Source organism: Comamonas sp. SY3 (assembly GCF_041730275.1).
Lineage (GTDB): Bacteria > Pseudomonadota > Gammaproteobacteria > Burkholderiales > Burkholderiaceae_C > Comamonas > Comamonas sediminis.
This window is the reverse complement of the sequence record NZ_JBGTYN010000002.1, coordinates 342,617-358,927: the sequence shown is the minus strand read 5'-3', so window position 1 is coordinate 358,927 and position 16,311 is coordinate 342,617. Positions and strand designations below refer to the sequence as shown.

The 16,311-nt window shown below is 62.4% G+C and carries 23 protein-coding genes; 22 read left to right on the top strand and 1 reads right to left on the bottom strand.

All coding sequences use genetic code 11. The annotated features are described in order from the left end of the window. Window positions 1–96 precede the first annotated feature (96 nt). The 10 genes from ACCQ08_RS04660 to ACCQ08_RS04615 all read left to right on the top strand — a co-directional run bounded on the left by ACCQ08_RS04660 (window position 97) and on the right by ACCQ08_RS04615 (window position 4,765). Window positions 97–375: a hypothetical protein gene (locus ACCQ08_RS04660; protein ID WP_373449045.1), complete on the top strand. Its 279-nt coding sequence runs from the start codon at window positions 97–99 to the stop codon at window positions 373–375. After that, window positions 372–674 (top strand): hypothetical protein, encoded by a 303-nt coding sequence (locus ACCQ08_RS04655; protein ID WP_373449044.1) that lies wholly within the window; start codon window positions 372–374, stop codon window positions 672–674. The genes ACCQ08_RS04660 and ACCQ08_RS04655 overlap by 4 nt, the downstream gene beginning before the upstream one ends. Then, window positions 671–1,600 carry a helix-turn-helix domain-containing protein gene (locus ACCQ08_RS04650; RefSeq protein ID WP_373449043.1) on the top strand — a complete coding sequence of 310 codons (930 nt, stop codon included), beginning with the start codon at window positions 671–673 and terminating at the stop codon, window positions 1,598–1,600. Before ACCQ08_RS04655 ends, ACCQ08_RS04650 begins: the two co-directional genes overlap by 4 nt. Further along, on the top strand, window positions 1,597–2,376 hold the full coding sequence (locus tag ACCQ08_RS04645) for a hypothetical protein (protein ID WP_373449042.1): 780 nt from the start codon (window positions 1,597–1,599) through the stop codon (window positions 2,374–2,376). Before ACCQ08_RS04650 ends, ACCQ08_RS04645 begins: the two co-directional genes overlap by 4 nt. Next, window positions 2,373–2,612: a hypothetical protein gene (locus tag ACCQ08_RS04640; RefSeq protein WP_312530455.1), complete on the top strand. Its 240-nt coding sequence runs from the start codon at window positions 2,373–2,375 to the stop codon at window positions 2,610–2,612. The genes ACCQ08_RS04645 and ACCQ08_RS04640 overlap by 4 nt, the downstream gene beginning before the upstream one ends. 5 nt (window positions 2,613–2,617) lie before the next feature. Continuing rightward, window positions 2,618–2,824, top strand: coding sequence for a hypothetical protein (locus ACCQ08_RS04635; protein ID WP_373449041.1), 207 nt, complete (start codon window positions 2,618–2,620; stop codon window positions 2,822–2,824). Further along, window positions 2,821–3,243 (top strand): hypothetical protein, encoded by a 423-nt coding sequence (locus ACCQ08_RS04630; protein ID WP_373449040.1) that lies wholly within the window; start codon window positions 2,821–2,823, stop codon window positions 3,241–3,243. The genes ACCQ08_RS04635 and ACCQ08_RS04630 overlap by 4 nt, the downstream gene beginning before the upstream one ends. After that, entirely contained in the window at window positions 3,236–3,757 is a 522-nt protein-coding gene (locus tag ACCQ08_RS04625; RefSeq protein ID WP_373449039.1) for a DUF1367 family protein, read from the top strand. The genes ACCQ08_RS04630 and ACCQ08_RS04625 overlap by 8 nt, the downstream gene beginning before the upstream one ends. Next, entirely contained in the window at window positions 3,754–4,071 is a 318-nt protein-coding gene (locus tag ACCQ08_RS04620) for a hypothetical protein (RefSeq protein WP_373449038.1), read from the top strand. Before ACCQ08_RS04625 ends, ACCQ08_RS04620 begins: the two co-directional genes overlap by 4 nt. 256 nt (window positions 4,072–4,327) lie before the next feature. Continuing rightward, on the top strand, window positions 4,328–4,765 hold the full coding sequence (locus ACCQ08_RS04615; protein ID WP_373449037.1) for a hypothetical protein: 438 nt from the start codon (window positions 4,328–4,330) through the stop codon (window positions 4,763–4,765). 192 nt (window positions 4,766–4,957) lie between these two features. Here the strand turns inward: ACCQ08_RS04615 and ACCQ08_RS04610 are convergent, their stop codons facing one another. Next, window positions 4,958–5,410, bottom strand: a complete 453-nt coding sequence (locus ACCQ08_RS04610; RefSeq protein WP_312530467.1) for a hypothetical protein — start codon at window positions 5,408–5,410, stop codon at window positions 4,958–4,960. A gap of 127 nt (window positions 5,411–5,537) precedes the next feature. On the opposite strand from ACCQ08_RS04610, the gene ACCQ08_RS04605 reads away from it, so the two are divergent. The 12 genes from ACCQ08_RS04605 to ACCQ08_RS04550 all read left to right on the top strand — a co-directional run bounded on the left by ACCQ08_RS04605 (window position 5,538) and on the right by ACCQ08_RS04550 (window position 16,311). Then, window positions 5,538–6,113 (top strand): hypothetical protein, encoded by a 576-nt coding sequence (locus ACCQ08_RS04605; protein WP_313331361.1) that lies wholly within the window; start codon window positions 5,538–5,540, stop codon window positions 6,111–6,113. After that, window positions 6,110–7,636, top strand: coding sequence for a terminase large subunit domain-containing protein (locus ACCQ08_RS04600; protein WP_373449036.1), 1,527 nt, complete (start codon window positions 6,110–6,112; stop codon window positions 7,634–7,636). The genes ACCQ08_RS04605 and ACCQ08_RS04600 overlap by 4 nt, the downstream gene beginning before the upstream one ends. Then, entirely contained in the window at window positions 7,633–8,619 is a 987-nt protein-coding gene (locus ACCQ08_RS04595; RefSeq protein WP_373449035.1) for a Gp49 family protein, read from the top strand. The genes ACCQ08_RS04600 and ACCQ08_RS04595 overlap by 4 nt, the downstream gene beginning before the upstream one ends. Then, the gene (locus tag ACCQ08_RS04590; RefSeq protein ID WP_373449034.1) at window positions 8,616–9,104 is read left to right on the top strand and encodes a hypothetical protein; all 489 of its coding nucleotides are present in this window, start codon (window positions 8,616–8,618) and stop codon (window positions 9,102–9,104) included. Before ACCQ08_RS04595 ends, ACCQ08_RS04590 begins: the two co-directional genes overlap by 4 nt. Continuing rightward, entirely contained in the window at window positions 9,104–11,335 is a 2,232-nt protein-coding gene (locus tag ACCQ08_RS04585) for a portal protein (protein WP_373449033.1), read from the top strand. The genes ACCQ08_RS04590 and ACCQ08_RS04585 overlap by 1 nt, the downstream gene beginning before the upstream one ends. 12 nt (window positions 11,336–11,347) lie before the next feature. Then, on the top strand, window positions 11,348–12,316 hold the full coding sequence (locus ACCQ08_RS04580; RefSeq protein WP_373449032.1) for a hypothetical protein: 969 nt from the start codon (window positions 11,348–11,350) through the stop codon (window positions 12,314–12,316). A 261-nt stretch (window positions 12,317–12,577) separates the two neighbouring features. Then, on the top strand, window positions 12,578–13,705 hold the full coding sequence (locus tag ACCQ08_RS04575; RefSeq protein ID WP_313331374.1) for a N4-gp56 family major capsid protein: 1,128 nt from the start codon (window positions 12,578–12,580) through the stop codon (window positions 13,703–13,705). A 57-nt stretch (window positions 13,706–13,762) separates the two neighbouring features. Beyond that, entirely contained in the window at window positions 13,763–14,212 is a 450-nt protein-coding gene (locus ACCQ08_RS04570) for a hypothetical protein (RefSeq protein ID WP_373449031.1), read from the top strand. Between the two features lie 10 nt (window positions 14,213–14,222). Beyond that, window positions 14,223–14,624, top strand: coding sequence for a hypothetical protein (locus ACCQ08_RS04565; protein ID WP_373449030.1), 402 nt, complete (start codon window positions 14,223–14,225; stop codon window positions 14,622–14,624). Further along, window positions 14,624–15,187: a hypothetical protein gene (locus tag ACCQ08_RS04560; protein WP_373449029.1), complete on the top strand. Its 564-nt coding sequence runs from the start codon at window positions 14,624–14,626 to the stop codon at window positions 15,185–15,187. Before ACCQ08_RS04565 ends, ACCQ08_RS04560 begins: the two co-directional genes overlap by 1 nt. Beyond that, window positions 15,187–15,861: a DUF6682 family protein gene (locus ACCQ08_RS04555; RefSeq protein WP_312530488.1), complete on the top strand. Its 675-nt coding sequence runs from the start codon at window positions 15,187–15,189 to the stop codon at window positions 15,859–15,861. The genes ACCQ08_RS04560 and ACCQ08_RS04555 overlap by 1 nt, the downstream gene beginning before the upstream one ends. 15 nt (window positions 15,862–15,876) lie before the next feature. Continuing rightward, window positions 15,877–16,311 carry a hypothetical protein gene (locus tag ACCQ08_RS04550; RefSeq protein ID WP_312530490.1) on the top strand — a complete coding sequence of 145 codons (435 nt, stop codon included), beginning with the start codon at window positions 15,877–15,879 and terminating at the stop codon, window positions 16,309–16,311.

Here is a 16,311-nt window from a genome sequence, read left to right as displayed (position 1 = left end):
TCTGCGGGCGGCTCCGCTTACTGAAGCGGCACTTTCACTGAATTCAAACCTGTACGCAGGGCGGGCTACGCCTGCGCTGTCGACAAGGATCACGCTATGACAGACGATTTCACCCCGATACCCTTCTCGCGCTCCCTCATCGGCGGCAAGAAAACTGAGAAGCTGGAGTCTCGGATTTCCGACGAGCTCAAGGAGCTTGCGCGCCGCAAATGGATGGACGATGGTTTCCAGTCCGAGTCCGAGTACCTCGAATTCGTCGTGGCTGTTGATGTGTGTGGTGTTGACCATGTACGCAGTTTGATCCAGCAACGCTACGGCCGGGTCTTCTCTTTGTCTGACAAGCGCCAGACCGGTGAGGGGAGCGGCCAACGATGATCGAAACCCCGTACCAAAAACACAGCGACACCTTCCGCTCAGCGGCCGAGGCTATCGCTGATGTCGCGCATACCTTCAAGGCCAAGGTGCTGGACGCCATCCAGAAGGCCGGCGTGCACGGCATGACCGACGAAGAGTGCGCGCGCACGCTGCTGCTCGACCCCAACACCCAGCGCCCGCGCCGCGTGAAGCTGGTGGAAGAGAAGCTGGTGGTGGACAGCGGCCAGCGCCGCAAGACACTGGGCGGCCGCAATGCAATCGTGTGGGTGGCTGCGCCCTTGGAGCAGGCCAAACAATGAGCACGATCATCATGGCGGCCTGCTGGCCGCTGCAGGGCATGTCACCGGCTCAGAAAGCGGTGCTGATTTCGCTTGCCGACCAGGCTAGCGACGACGGCGTGTGCTGGCCAGCAGTAGGAACCATTGCCAAGCGCACCTGCCTGTCTGAGCGTGCAGTGCGTGATGCGCTGGCCTGGCTGCAGGCATCGGGAGCCGTGTTCCGCGAATACCGGCCCAACACCAGCACCAGTTACACCATCAACCCTAAGCGTTACGACCCGGCCAAGGCTCCGGAGGGAAGCAAGCGCGCAAACAGTCGCAAAAAGGCTGTACCGGCAGATGCCGCCCCTGGGGCAAATGCCGCCCCCCCGGCAGATGCCGCATCCCCGGCAAATGCCGCATCCCCTGGGGCAGATGCCGCCCCAGCTCCGGCAAATGCCGCCCCTCTAGGGGGGCAGATGCCGCCCCCAAATCATCAGTTGAACCATCACTTAACCATCAGTGAATCACTACCGGCCGCTTCGCCGCCGGTCGAGAAGCTGGTTGCCACCCCGGTGGATGCAGTGGAGACACAGCTGCAGGCAGCTTGCAAGGCGACTTGGCAAGCCTACAGCGATGCCTACTTCCGTCGCTACGGCGCCAAGCCGGTGCGTAACCAGACCGTGAACAGCAAGGTCAAGCAGTTCGTGCAGCGCCTGGGTCACACGGAATCGCCCGAGGTCGCGGCGTTTTACGTGGACCGCGTGAGCGAACGCTTCGTTATCCAGCGCATGCACGACATCGGCCTGCTGCTCTCCGGAGCAGAGGGCTATCGCACGCAATGGGTAGCGGGCACTGCCATGACCGAAACCCGTGCCAAGCGGGCCGACCAATCGCAATCGAACTTCGACGCTGCTGATGAGGCCATGGCCATCATCCGCGCGAACCGGGAAAAGAAGGGAGCATGACCATGACCGAGCAAGAGATGCAATGGCTTGTGAAGCAGCTGATCGGCACCGCCGAGGTGCTGGGCCAAGCTTTGAGCCCCACCGCTGCTGCACTGATGGCTGAAGACCTGAGCAGCTTTCCTCAGCTGGTCCTGGCCCGCGCATTGAGCCGGGTGAGAAACGAGCACGCGGGGCGATTGACGCCCAAGGCGATTCTGGACCGCATCGATGAGGCTGTCGGCCGGCCTGCCGCAAATGAGGCATGGGCCATTGCATCGACTGCTCTGGACGAACGGGCCACCGTCGTGTGGACCAACGAAATGGCCGCCGCCTGGAGCCTGGCCCGCCCGGTGGCCGAGGCTGGTGACATGGTGGGCGCGCGCATGGCGTTCATCACCGCCTACGAGCGGGTCGTGCGCGGCGCGCGTGAGGCCAAGGCCATGCCCACCGTCACCGTTTCCATCGGCTGGGATGCCGAAGGGCGCAACCCGGCAATCGAGAAGGCCCTGCAGCTGGGCTACATCACGCCCGAGCGCGCTGCGCAGGAAATGACCATCACGCTGCCGCCGCCCGTCTTCAACCCCGTTGCCCTGCTGACAGGCCGTGTGGAAGAGACGCCGGGAGCAGGCCTGACGCCGGAGCTGCGCGCCCGCCTCAAATCTTTGCGCGATGACCTGGCCAACCGCCGCAGCCGCACCGGCGCGGTAGAGCGCCTGGAGCGCATCAAGCAGGCCCGCTACAAGCGCGAGCTGAACCAGCGCGTGCAGCAGCGCCTGGCAGAGGAAGGCAAGGCATGAAGACGATTCCACCCCGCCAGCTGGAGGTGCTGACCTTCATGCAGGCCTTTTTTAAGGACAACGACCAAACCCCGCCAATGGCGTTGATTGCCAAGCACTTTGGCTTTCGCTCCCCCAACGCCGCGCAGTACCACATCGATTGGCTGCTGCGTCACGGCTATCTGGAGCGCAACAGCCTGGGCAACCTGAAATTTTCGCGTGGCATGACTCCGCAGATGGACGCAGCAGATGCATAAGAAAAATGACCGAATTCCAGAAAACACGCGACTGGCTGGTGACGCTGGCCATGACGCCGGGATGGTGGCACTACAGCAGGGAGCAGGCCGCCGAGCTGGAGAACGACGCGCAAGCGGCCGGGGCCTGGGCGGGAATGCGGCAGGCAGTGCGGGCCGAGCTCAAGGCCAAGGGCTTCCGGCCGCCGCCGGCGGAGCTGGAGCCTCTCGCGTGATCCTGGGCATCGATCCAGGCGCCAACACGGGGGTGGCTACCTTTGTGGCCGGTCAGCTGGTGGGCCTCGACACGATAGAGCCGCTGCACATCGAGCGCTTCATTCGGGAGAAAGGGCCCATGCGGGTGGTGTTTGAAGACAGCCGCCTGCAGTCACACACCTGGACAAAGGTGCCCAGCCGCGCTGCCGCCGCCAAGATGGCGCGCAATGTGGGCCAGGTCGATGCCTGGTCCAGCCTCATCAATGCCGTCTGCGCCGAGCTTGGCATACCTGCACACGGCATCAGCCCGGCCGGCAAGGGCGGCAAGCTGGATGCAGAGGCATTCAAACGCAAGACCGGTTGGCCCGGTAAGTCAAACGAGCACGCCCGGGACGCCGCCATGGTGGCCTGGCCATATCGAGGAGCAACCAATGCCTGAAATCACGATTGTTCGTCAGGAAGCTGTGCAGATCAGCGAGCAGGACGCCGCTGTGGCGCGCCGGGTCATCTTCGGCATCGTGGACGGCCTGGGCGAACGTGGCCGCAGCCAGTGGCGCCGCCTATGGAACCGCCTGATGCGCCTGGAGCCCGGTGAAATGGTCGAAATCAAGACCGTTCAGCCGCGGCTGGGCTGGTATCACCGCAAGCACATGGCCATGGAGCAGGCGGTCTTCGAGACGCAGGAGCGCTTCGAGGACTTCGAGAGCTTCCGCACCTGGTTGAAGGTGGGCGCAAGCTTTGTCGACTGGTATCCGGGGCCCAAGGGCGGCGTGATTCCGGTGCCGCGCTCCATCAGCTACGCAAACCTGGAGCAGGGTGACATGGAGCAGTTCCACGCGGACGCCGTCCATTTCCTGCGAAGCGAGCACGCCGGCGCAACCCTGTGGAAGCACCTGGGGCCCGCGCAGCGCATCGAGATGATCGAAACCATCCTGAGGAGCTTCGGGGAATGAGCCGGATGAAGGAATGGAACGACGCGCAGCTGTACGAGCTGGCCGGCTGCGTAGAGCGGCGCATGACCTGGGCCCAGATCGCCGCCGAATACCAGGTGAGCATCCCATGGGCCAAGCAGGTCTACAAACAGTACCTGCACCGCCAGACCAAGGGCACCTTTTGCCACTGGACACCCATGAAGACCATGAATATGTACCTGGGCCGTCAGCGCGGCGCGAGCGTGAGCACGCTGGCCCACAACTACCGGTGCAGCGTACTGGTGGTGATGCAGAAGCTGGGGTATGCCCGGCGCCTGGTGAAAGGCGAGCTATGACGCGCAGCGTGGTGAAGATCTGGACAACCCAGCTCCACGGCAGGACCGTGGTGGTGACCGAAAGATATGGCCCAGCGCCACGAAAGCGCTGGGAGGGTGTGCCCGGCCCGAATGACGTGGACTATTGCGTGGTGCGTGAGGCACCTGTGGCCGAAGAGTCGCAATGCTTAGCCAGCGGGCTGGCGGGCGTCCTTTTGCTGGCTCTGCTGATGACGGCCGCTGTGATGGTCGCGTCAGCTGCAGTGAGGTGCGCAGCATGAAGCGCGGCGGATTCAGGCAAAACGCCTGGGCCCCTGCGCCCAAGACCGTGCACCAGCCCCTGGCCAGCGCCCCGAACTATGCAAGCGCGGCCGGCGCCACGGTGCCACCGATCAAAAAAGGCGAGCATCTGCGCAATGAGGACTACCGCCGTGCCGTGGCAAGCCTGCCATGCTGTGCGTGCGGCATCGTGGGGTACAGCCAGGCGGCCCACGCCAACCACGGCAAGGGCGCAGGCCTCAAGACAGACGACCGCACCTGCTTTGCACTCTGCTGTGACCGGCCGGGCGTGAAGGGGTGCCACCCGAAGTTCGACCAATACGAGCTGTACCCCAAGGCAGCCGCTGCCCTGGTGGCGGAGGCCTGGGGGGCGGACACACGCCGCAAGATTCAAATGATGGGCCTGTGGCCGGAGGGATTGCCAAGCTATGATTGAACGTATACGGATCGCTGCCAAGTCGAACAAGACGATGGCGCGGCGCCACTGGGAGGCACAGGTGAAAGCGTGGGGGGAATCCCATGTGCTGCCCTGGGCAGAGTTTCGTGCACGCTGGGCAGAGCTGCACGGCACACATACACCAGAGCGCAGGCCATGCGCAGAGTCCAAGGCATGGAATGGCAGCGATAGTTATACAGCTACCCGAGAACGAATCTTAACCTCATCCAGCAGTTCCTTTCCAAGCAATTTGACTAGCTCTGGAGAGTAATTGATCTCCGACAAACCGATCAATGCTGATTCGATTGAAATCCTTTGCATGACAGGGAACGTGCTTGACAGCGGGCTTGGCTTATCTTTGACGATTGGTCCAGAAAAGTCATCGAACTGGTGGGCAGTAGCATCGACCACAAATTCATCAATTTCTACCCAGAAATGACCACCAGCACCATTGCTTGAGTAAGCCTTGACCACAAGAATTTCGGAGTCGGGAAAACGATTTGCTAGTGCTATAGCAAGAATTGCACTCGAAGGCTCACAGCTTGAAATTGGGAATCGGCTCATGAAAGGCAGGCCCGACACTCGCATTCTTTCAAAGAATGGAAGCGACTGAAGAAGGAAGTGGGCAAGCATTTCTTTTGTCATAAAGAATTATCGCAGGGCATCACAGCCACTCTTGTACGACTTACACCCGAAAGGCTCTTGACAATCTTAAAAGTCCTGATGGTCTAACGCCGTTATCAACAACGCGCACGAAGCGCAGGCGCTAGACGTGACCACCACACAGAGAGCGGGCAAGGCTGCAACGGCCAAGGTAAAGAAGCCCGCTCGCAAATCCACCCCCAAGCCAAAGACTAAAGCAGCACTCCAAAGGGAGTGGTTCGCCCGTGCGGGTGCGCTCGATGAGTTCATGGCCTATGTCTGTGCTGGTGGACACCTGAACGGCTTTTGCAAGCTGCATGGCTTTTCGTACACGGGGATGCTGGAATTTATCCACGCCGACTCGTCACGCTCCGAGATGTACGCGCGCGCGAGGCAAGAGCGGGCCGACCTGCTGGCCGATGAGATTGTGGACATCGCCGATGAGGACTGCACCGTGGTTGAGGTGGAGGATGGTGTAACCACCGTGGGCATCAGCACAGCGCTGGTGAACCGCAACAAGCTGCGTGTCGATGCCCGCAAATGGGTAGCCTCCAAGCTCAAGCCCCGCGTCTATGGCGACAAGCTGGAGCTGTCTGGAGAGATCGGCACTCCCACCAAACTGAGCGACGACCAGCTGCTCGAGCGCCTGCAGCGCTTTGGCGTGAACCTACCTGGCATCGTGCCCAAGGCGGAGGGTGCCCAGTGAGCTCGAGCGATCAGTTTGACCTGGCAGCACTCTCCTCGCAGCAGCGCCTGGAGCTGGAGAGCCTGCTGCTCGAGCTGGAGCGCCGCCAGAACACGCGCCTGCTGCAAACCATGTTCCCCGACAAGGGGCCTTTGCGCCGCGAGCTGTATCCCAAGCACCAAGAGTTCTTCAAGTCGCGCGCACCAGGCACGCCACCTGGCGATCTGACAGAGATTGCCCGCGCCTCTGAGCGCGTTTTCATGGCAGGCAACCGGGTCGGCAAGACAGTGGCGGCCGGCACCGAGATTGCCTACCACCTCACTGGCGAGTATCCGGATTGGTGGGAGGGCCACCGCTTTGACAAGGCCTGTCGCTGGCTGGCCAGCGGTGACACGCACGAAACCACCCGGGACATCATCCAACTCAAGATGCTGGGCTCGACCACGGACAAGCCCGAGAAGTACGGCACCGGCCTCATTCCTGGGGATGCAATCGTGGGCGTGGTGCCGCGCTCGCACGTCAAGGGCGCGGTGGAGAAGATCATCGTGCGCCACAAGTCCGGCGGCGAGTCCGAGCTTTGGCTGCGCAGCTACGTGCAGGGCCGGGAAATCTTCCAGGGCTTCGAGCTGGACGGCTTCTGGGCTGACGAAGAGTGCCCGGCCGACGTGTACGAGGAGGGTCTGGTGCGGCTGATGACCCGCGACGGCATCAGCATCCTGACCTTCACCCCGCTCAACGGCCTCACACCCCTGGTGCAGGACCTCATCAAGCCCGTCGAGGCCTTCACGGATGAGGAAGACCCGGACGGCCTCAAGCGCCGGGCAGCTGCTGACCGTCTCATCGTGCGATGCGGCTGGGATGACGTGCCCCACCTGTCCGAACAGGCCAAGGCCAAGCTGCTGTCCAAGCTGCAGCCTTACCAACGCCAGGCCCGTACCAAGGGCGTGCCCGCTCTGGGCGCTGGTGCCATCTACCCGGTGGACGAAGACGACATCAAGGTCGATGACTTCCAGATCCCAGACTTTTGGCCACGGTCCTACGGTCTGGACGTGGGCTGGAACCGGACAGCAGCCATTTGGGGCGCCTTCGACCGCGAAAACGACATCGTCTACCTCTACTCGCAGCACTATCGCGGCCAGGCCGAGCCATCCATCCATGCGACGGGCATCAAGGCGCGTGGCGAGTGGATCCCGGGCGCCATCGACCCGGCCGCCCGTGGCCGGAGCCAGAAGGATGGCGAGCAGCTGATGGTGGTCTACACCGACCTGGGCCTGGACATCCACCCGGCAGACAACGGGGTCGAGAGCGGCATCTACGACGTGTGGGAACGCCTCTCTACCGGCCGGCTGAAGGTCTTCAAGTCCTGCCTGGACTGGTTCAACGAATACCGCATCTACCGCCGTGACGAACAGGGCCGAGTCGTGAAAAGCAACGACCACCTTATGGACGCCACGCGCTACCTCGTAAAGACCGGGCTGGATCTGGCCCGCGTGAAACCCCGCGCGAGCAAGCCGCCGCGCTCAACCTCCTGGAGAACAGCATGAGCAAGTCCACTTTTTCCCTCCCAGAGTCTCGCATTGCGCGCCGGCTGGTTGTCACGCTGTCGGTGACAGTCAATGCTGAGCGTGAATCAGAGCAGTTGCATAAATATGTCGGCCAAGCCCTGCTTGAAGCAGCGAACCGTGTTGATGTCCAAGTTGGAACAGCTTCCTCTGGAAAGTTGCTCAGCCATAGCTACGACTACGGATCGGTAGAGGTCCATGTTGGATATTCGGAGACTAATACCTGCCCTAAAGCTGGTTTTTTCAAGGGTAAAGGAGACGCTCCGGACAGCAATCTGGGAAATGTCGAGGCTGCCTGTGAGAAGGTGGACGGCAAAGCAACGGAAGTCCTAATCTCTGCGGGAACGTACCGCCAACCCTCACAGCGAGAAATCCTGGAGCAATCCCTTGTGCACGGAGCTGCTGCAGAACTGGCGAGCCAACCTGCCAAGGCTGCTGCCCTTGCGGATGGCATCAAGGCTTTGCTGGATACGCTGCATCCGAAAACTTCCGCATGTGGTGCTGAAGCATCGATGCTCAATTCCCTGAGCAAGCACGTCCATCAGAAGATGGACGAAGGCTTGGCGCACCATATGAGCGGCGCTGGTGTGGCCGTGTCCGGCGGCCTTGCAGCGCCGAAAGCGGAGAGCATGGCAAAGGCGAGCACCGGCCCGCGCGTGACGCCGGCGGACGTGGAGGCCGAGATCGTCAGCGAGCACTACCTAAATGCCGGTGATGCAGTCCTGTTCACCAATGACGGCTTCAAGCTGGAGAAAGACCAGGAGCAGGCGCTGAGCTCCATCACCATCTGCGTTCTGATCCTGAAGAACGGCACGAAGTTGGCCGGCATCAACTACGGCGCCATCGATCCGAAGCAGCAAAGCGCCGAGATCGGCCGCCAGGAGGCACGCGCCCAGGCCGTGGAGAGGGTCTGGGAACTGCTGGGCTTCCGACTGCGCGACAAGCTGGCCGGGAGCTGCGCATGAGCGCCGTCAGCCTGCTTTCGCCCTCCGGCACCCCGTTCGTTGAGCTGGGCGGCGAGCGTTGCTGGCGGCAGCGCACCATCCGCGACGTTGTGTGCTCCTACCAGTGGGTCGAGCTCTACAAGCTGGGCGACGAGTCGGCCCCGCGCGAGCCCGAGCCATGCATGTGCCTGTTCCCGGCCCACCGCCGCATGGATACCGGTGCCTACTGCATCCCCCAGCGCCTGGCCTACCTGTATGTCACATCGGAAGGCAAGCCGACCGAGCACCTGCTGCGCAAGGCCTTCGAGGCGGCCGAGGCCATGGGCTACACCGCGCACGACCGGTCGACCATCCACCGCATCATCGACATCATCGTGGAAGGCCTGCCGGATCTCATCATCATGCCCACGGACCAGCCTGCAGCACTGGCCACCAAGCGCCGCTTGATCGGTGTGGAGCTGGCCGTCAAGGCCCACGGGCAAGAGCTGCATTCGGAGGTCATCTGATGTTTGAGGTAAACGACGAAGACGACAAGAAGCGACGCGAAGTCATCAAGGACCTGGAGGCCTCCGAGGTTGAGGACACCGAAGGCGGTGTGGCTGACACCGGCGAGCACTCCCAGGCCGCCGGCCGTCACCAGCGCCTGATGCAGTTGATGGACTATGAGTCGCGGCGCCAGGCCGGCGAGCGGCAGCAAATGTCCATCGATGAGGACTACCACGACCACCTGCAATGGCGCGCCGAAGATGCCCAGGTGCTGCTGGAGCGCGGCCAGGCGCCCTTGGTCTACAACCAGGGCCGTCAGTCGCTGGAGTGGATCGCGGGCACCGAGAAGCGCATGCGCAAGGACTACAAGGTGCTTCCGCGTGAGCAGAACGACGAGGCCATGGCTGAGGTCAAGACCAAGCTCATCAAGTACACCGATGACGTGAATCTGACCGTTTGGCACCGCTCCCGCGCCTTCAAGCAGGCTGCCATTGGCGGGCTGAGCTGGATTGAGGAGAACCTGAACCCGGATCCAGAGCAAGAAATCATCTACTCGGGCTCCGAGGACTGGCGTAATGTGCTGCGCGACAGCCACAGCCGCAATGTCGACTACAACGCCGACGCCCGGTATCTGTTCCGCCGGCGCGTGCTGGATCTGGACTACGCCTGCGCGCTGCTGCCCAACAGCCGCAAACACTTGATCGCCATGGCTGGCCAGAACCTGGACGATACCCAGGATGAGCCCTGGTACATGGGCGAGCGCCTGACCAACTCCACCGAAACGGAGTGGGGCCGCGACTATGGGATGGAGCACAGCATCTTCCCAGGGGTGAGCGAGTCGTTCCGGCTGAATGCACCACGCCAGTCCGTGGAGCTGATCGAGGTGGCCTACAAGGTGCCCGAGACTGTCAAGGTCTTTGCCGATGGCGAGTTTGCCGGCCAGGTGGTCAATCCCTCTATCGACCCACGCCATAAAGAGATGGTGGACAAGGCCAACGTGTATGAGACGGTCAAGATGCGCATGCGCCTCATGCTCGCCACCCGCGCGGCGCCGTGCCTGGACCTGTCCAGCCCATTCCGGCACCAGCGATTCACGCTTATCCCGGTGTGGGGCTACCGCCGGGCACGCGATGGCTCACCCTACGGCGTGTGGCGCGGCATGCGCGACATTCAGGACGACCTGAACAAGCGCCACAGCAAGGCGCAGTGGGCATTGTCCAATAACCGCATCATCATGGATGAGGGCGCAGTAGACGACATCGAGGATGTGCGCCGGGAAGCAGCCCTGCCCAATGGCGTCATCGTCAAGCGCAAGGACAAGCAGCTGGTTTTCGATCAGAACCAGACCGATCTGGCTTCAAACCTGATGATGGCCGACCGCAACTCGCAGATGCTGCGGGATGTGGGCGGCGTCACCAATGAAAACCTGGGCCGGGACACCAATGCCAGCAGTGGCCGTGCCATCCTGGCAAAGCAGGACCAGGGCTCGCTGACCACTTCGGAGCTTTTCGACAACCTGCTGTTGGCCATCAAGCAGGCCGGCCGCCTGCGCCTGAGCCACATCGAGCAGTTCTATACCGCTGAAAAGGTCATCCGGATCACCGGTGAAAGCCGGCCGATCGAATGGCTGGAAATCAACAAATTCGACCCGGCAACCGGCCGCATCCTCAACGATGTGACAGCGCGCGAGGCTGATTTTGTGGTCGACACCCAGGACTACCGCAGCAGCCTGGCCCAGGCCGCCATGGAACAGATTTTCGACCTGCTGGGCAAGATCGCCACCTTTGCGCCGCAGGTGGTGATGAACGTGCTGGACCTGGTGGTGCAGTCTGTTGACATCAAGGACAAAGACGAGTGGATCGCTCGCATCCGGAAGATCAATGGCCAGCGCGATCCATCCAAGCCGATGACCCCCGAGGAAGAGCAGGCCCAGCTGGCCGCAGCACAAGCGCAGCAGAAGCAGCAGCAGATCCAGGACGAGACGGCCGAGGCCATGCTGGCCAAGCTGCACAAGGAAATCGACAAGCTCGATGCCGACACCAAGCTCAAGCTGGCCGATTCCATCCACAAGAACGTGTCCACGATGAATGTGGCGACTGATACCGCTGAGCGCATCGCCAACGCTTATGAGCCCGGCGGCCTGGCTGAAGCCGCTGACGAGATTGCTACGGCTGGAGGCCTGACAGACCAGGGCGCGCCCCAGGTGCCCGAGGCGGCCCAGCTCCCCACCATTCCACCCAACCAACCCTAATAGGAGTTCACCATGACCATTGAAAAATCCAACGATCCCGATCTGCACGGCCTCACCGACGATGACCTGGAGGGCCTGAGCGAAGCAGAGCGCGAGGCGCTTCTGGCCGACGACGGCGGTGCCGAAGGCAACAACCAGAGCAACGACAACGATGACGATGACTCTGACGACGAAAACCAGAACCAGGGCGATGCAGTTGACGGCGGTGCCGCTGCTGCTGCTGCTGCTGAGGACGCTGGCAACGGCAAGTCCAAAACCAATGAGCAGGAGCAGGACCAGCAGCAGGACCTGCAGGAGGACGAGCAACCTGCGCCCGCCAGTGCGCCCAAGACGGTCGCTCCGGATGACATCAAGGACCAGCGGGCCCAGCTGCGCAAAGAGCGCGCGGAAGCGCAGCGCAAGGTGTTCGACGGCCTGATGGAGCCCGAGGAATTCGAGACCATCGAGAACGACATCCAGGACAAGCTGGACGCCCTGGTGCGCGCCGAAGCGGTGGACCAGACGCGCGGCCAGATTGCGCTCGAGCGCATGACCGATGACTACAACAGCGAGCTGGCCCAGTACCAGAAGGCAGCCAAGGCAGCAGGCCTGGACATCAGCCAAGGCGATCTGAAAAAGGAATTCGAGCGCATGGTCGCGCTGTGTGCCCAGGATGCTGTCGAGCGCGGTCTGACCGACGCACCTGGCAACATCGCGGCCAGCAAGGCCGGCCTCAAGGATGCCATGGTGCTGCTGCAGGCCCGGCACGGCAAGACTGTCACGCTGCCCAGCGGCAAGCAAACGGCGCCGGCGCAAAAGCCGCGCCCCAAGGTGGATGACCGCTCGAAGATCCCGCCATCCCTGGCCAACGTGCCTGCAGCTGCCGAGGCCAACGTGGGCGACGATGAATTCGCGCACCTCGAAGGCATGGACATCGCCGACCAAGAACGCGCCGTAGCGCGCATGACCCCCGAGCAACAGGAGCGCTGGGCCAACCAATGACCTCACATTTCAAGACCAGACTGGTTCGCACCCTGAAGCCGGGCGACAGCATCACTTTGGACAACGGACGCATTCGCTTGGAGGCCATCCAGGTCCCGGGCCGGCGAGTCAGCCTGATGCTGAACTGCCAGCAGAGGTGGTTATCGACACGCCGAAACCTAAAAAGGACTTGACAACAGAAAAAGTCCTCTTAGGTTAACTGCTACAACTTTTCATTGTTCGCGCAAGAGGCGCTTTTATCCCATTTGGGGGAGCGTTTCTATGCGTACTCTAGTCGGGGTCAACGACCCCCAAGCAGTAAAAAAATGGTCGACGCTGATGGCCGTGGCCATCAACAAGACCAGCTATTGGGCACAGCGCTACATCGGTGAGGGCAAGAAGTCCCGCACCCCGGTGCAGCGCATTGACGACCTGCAGTCAGGTGCTGGTGACGAGGTGCTGGTTGATCTGCTGATGCCGATCAACATGGAGCCCGTCATCGCCGATGACACGCTGGACGGCAACGAAGCCCCTCTGCGCTACTACACCGACCGACTGCGCATCGACCAGGTGCGTGGTGGCGTGAACCTCGGTTCGCGCATGACCAAGAAGCGTACCCTGCGCGATCTGCGCGCTGATGCGAAGCAGGCCAGCGCCGACTGGTGGGCACGTCTGATGGACGAGCTGCTGTTCATCTACGCCTCGGGCACGCTGGGCTCGGGTGAAGGTTTCGTGTGGAAATCGAACTCCAAGATGTTCGATGTCAACCCGCTGACCGCTCCCGATTCCATGCACCAGATGTATGGCGGCTCGGCCACCAGCCTGGCATCCCTCACCACTGCTGACGGGTTCAGCCTGCGCTTGATCGACAAGGCTGTGTCAAAGGCTGAAACCATGGGCGGCGACGGCACCGACGAGCTGTCGATGGTGCCCGTGCGTATCGATGGTGGTGAGCACTACATCGCGCTGATGCACACCTGGCAAGCAGACAAGCTGCGCACCGAAGCCGGTGAAGGCAAGTGGATGGACATCCAGAAGGCTGCAGCTGCTGCCCAAGGCTCCAAAAACCCGATTTTCACGGGCGCTATGGGCCTCTACAACAACGTCGTGCTGCAGAAGCACCGCAACGTGATCCGCGACAAGACGGCAGGCGCCGGCGGCAATCTGCCTTGGGCACGCTCGCTGTTCATGGGTGCGCAGGGCCTGATGGTCGCTTACGGCGATACCGAGTCCGGCACCCGCTACCAGTGGACCGAGGAGAAGAAGGACCACGGCAACTATGTTGCCATCGGCACCCACGCCGTCCTCGGCGCCAAGAAGGCCACCTACAAGTCCAAGGACGGTGGTGTGCAGCGTGACTTTGGCCTTTTCGCCATGGACACGTACTGCGTGGACCCCAACGCTGCCTAAGCGCCAACCCCGGAGGGCTGCTTAGGCAGCCTTTTCCTCATCCTTTGGAGAAATCCCATGTCTCTCATCAAATCCGAGAATGCTTTGCGCCGCCGTGGTGGTGTGACGCCAACCACTGCCGCTGTGGCCCACGCAGTGATCCAGACCCTGCTGACCAAGCCTCTGGCCGTCGGCGACATCATTGAGCTGGACGAGCTGGATCCAGGCGTTCGCCTGGTGGATGCGCAGCTGACCGGCGCCGGCCTGGACACCAACGCCACGCCCACCCTGGCATTTGCCATTGGTGAAATCAACGCCGCAGGTACTGACCTGGCTGTGACCTATGACACCGGCCTGAAGTGCGGTGGAGGCGTCAACGGCACTACCTCCCGCCTGGCTACCGCTGGTGGCTTGTCGCAGCCGGCGAAGCTCTCTCGCAAGTTGGGCCTGAAGGTGACGGCTGCTGCCGCCACTGACGGCGCCACGGGCAACCGCCTGGTGGTGATCGCAGGCCTGGCCAGCCTGTAAGGAGCGTGCCATGAAGCTCATTCACGCCCACCGCCGCTCTGCCCCCATCGAGGTGGAGCTCTTCGGCGAAGTCATCCAGTTCCATCCCGACGCGCGCGGCCGCATGGTGGCCGAGGTGGAGGATGGGCCCGTGGCCGCTCGCTTGCTGCAGATCAAGGAAGCGTATGTGCTGCTGAAGGACCTGGATGCAGAAGCGCAAGCCCAGGCCCAGGCCCAGGCTGACGCGCAGGCGAAGGAAGCTGCCGAAGCCAAGGCCCGCGCTCTGGCCCAGGCTGAAGCCGATGCAGCGGCCAAGGAGCAGGCAGCTGAGGCCGAGAAAGCCAAGGCCGATGCTGAAGCTGCAGCCGCCCAGAAAGCTCAAGCCGAGGCGGATGCCTCCAAACCTGCGGCCGGCCGCAAGAAGGCTGCCTGATGACCCCGTGGGAAGCTCTCTACCCTGATGTGATGCCTTGGATCGGCCCAGGCCGGGCAGAGCCGATGGTCGACCATCAGCTGCTGCGCAGTGCGCAGGCTTTCTGCCGTGCTACTCGCGCATGGTGTGTCGACCTTGACCCCGTGCGCACCACTGGTAGCGAGCTTTCCTACGACATCGAGTTTCCAGGCGCTGCTGACCTGGTCCGCCTCGAATCGGCCACCTTGGATGGTGACGAGCTGGAGGTGTGGCGCGCCGGCGGCGCCAAGAACAGCTTGTACGTGTTCACGCCTGAGCGCAAGACTGTCGAGCTGAGCCGCCCCGTGGGTGCCAACCGCACGCTGGTCCTGCGCGTGAGCGTGATGCCCTCCAACAAGGCCTATGGCATCGAGGACGAGATTTTTGCCTCCTATGCCGAGGTGATTGCCCGTGGTGCGGTCGCACGCATCAACAGCGATGCCGTCATGGGCCAGTGGTTCGATGACGAGTGCGAGCGCATCAAGATCAAGACTTGGCGCGGCAACTCGTCCGCGCGGCCACGCGCTGTGGGGGTGGCATTCTGATGGCACTCAACGGCGCAACCCTGATCCAGAAGCTACGCGCGGAGCTGCAGGATGTGGACATGGACCGCTGGTCCCTGTCTGAGCTTGCTGACGCCCTGAACCAGGCGGCCGACGAGATCGCCATTCAGCGGCATGACCTCTTTGCTCGCACGGTAGAGCACAAGCTCCAGGCCGGCCCCCGTCAGGTGCTGCCTGAAGGCTGCTTTCGGCTTGTGGAGGCTATCGGCAATACCAATGGCGGCCCCATTTCGCTGGTGGAAAGCCGCCGCGAGCTGGATGTTTCGGCGCCTGGCTGGATGACAGCCCCTGGCCGCGAGCGCATCCGGCACTACATCTACGACCTGCGCGATCCGACTCATTTCTTTGTGTGGCCACCTGCCGATGGCGTTAAGGCCAGCCTTGACCTGGTGGTGGTGGCCTATCCCCAGCGCATCGCCGCTGATGGCACGGGCGCCATTGACCTGGCCGACGTGTACGAATCTGCGCTGTTGAAGGGCGGCATTTGGAAGGCGTACGCCAAGGATGCTGAATACGCCGGCAACGCCCAGATCATGCAGCTGGCATACAGCGCCTTCGCTTCCACCTTGACGGGTGACATCCGCGCCTCCGTCGTTTCTTCCCCCAATGGCACCGGTGTTGGCAACAAGGCCGACATCAGTGCCAGCACCCGATAACCAAAGGAGCCGACCATGTTTTCCTCTGCCTTTGCCAACGACCTGGCCAAGCTCATTTTTCAGGCCACCGCCATTGCAGGCCTGGCGGACAACGCTGCCTCGGGCGCCTTGACCAGCCTCTATCTGTCGCTGCATACCGCTGACCCGCTCGCGGCCGGCACGCAGACCACCAGCGAGGTGAACTACTCGGGCTATACCCGCATCGCTCTGCAGCGCGGCCCGCTGGGCTGGACTGTCACGGGCAACGTGGTGAACCCCACTGGTACGGCCGAATTCCCAGAAATGACCGGCGGCGCAAACCAGACGGCCACCCACCTGTGTGTCGGCACAGCCGCAAGCGGCTCCGGCAAGGTCCTGGTGCGCATGACGATCAGCCCATCCATTGAGTGCAAGCTCGGTGTTGTGCCTCGCATCCGCCAAACCTCCACGCTCACGCTGGTCACCTCGTAA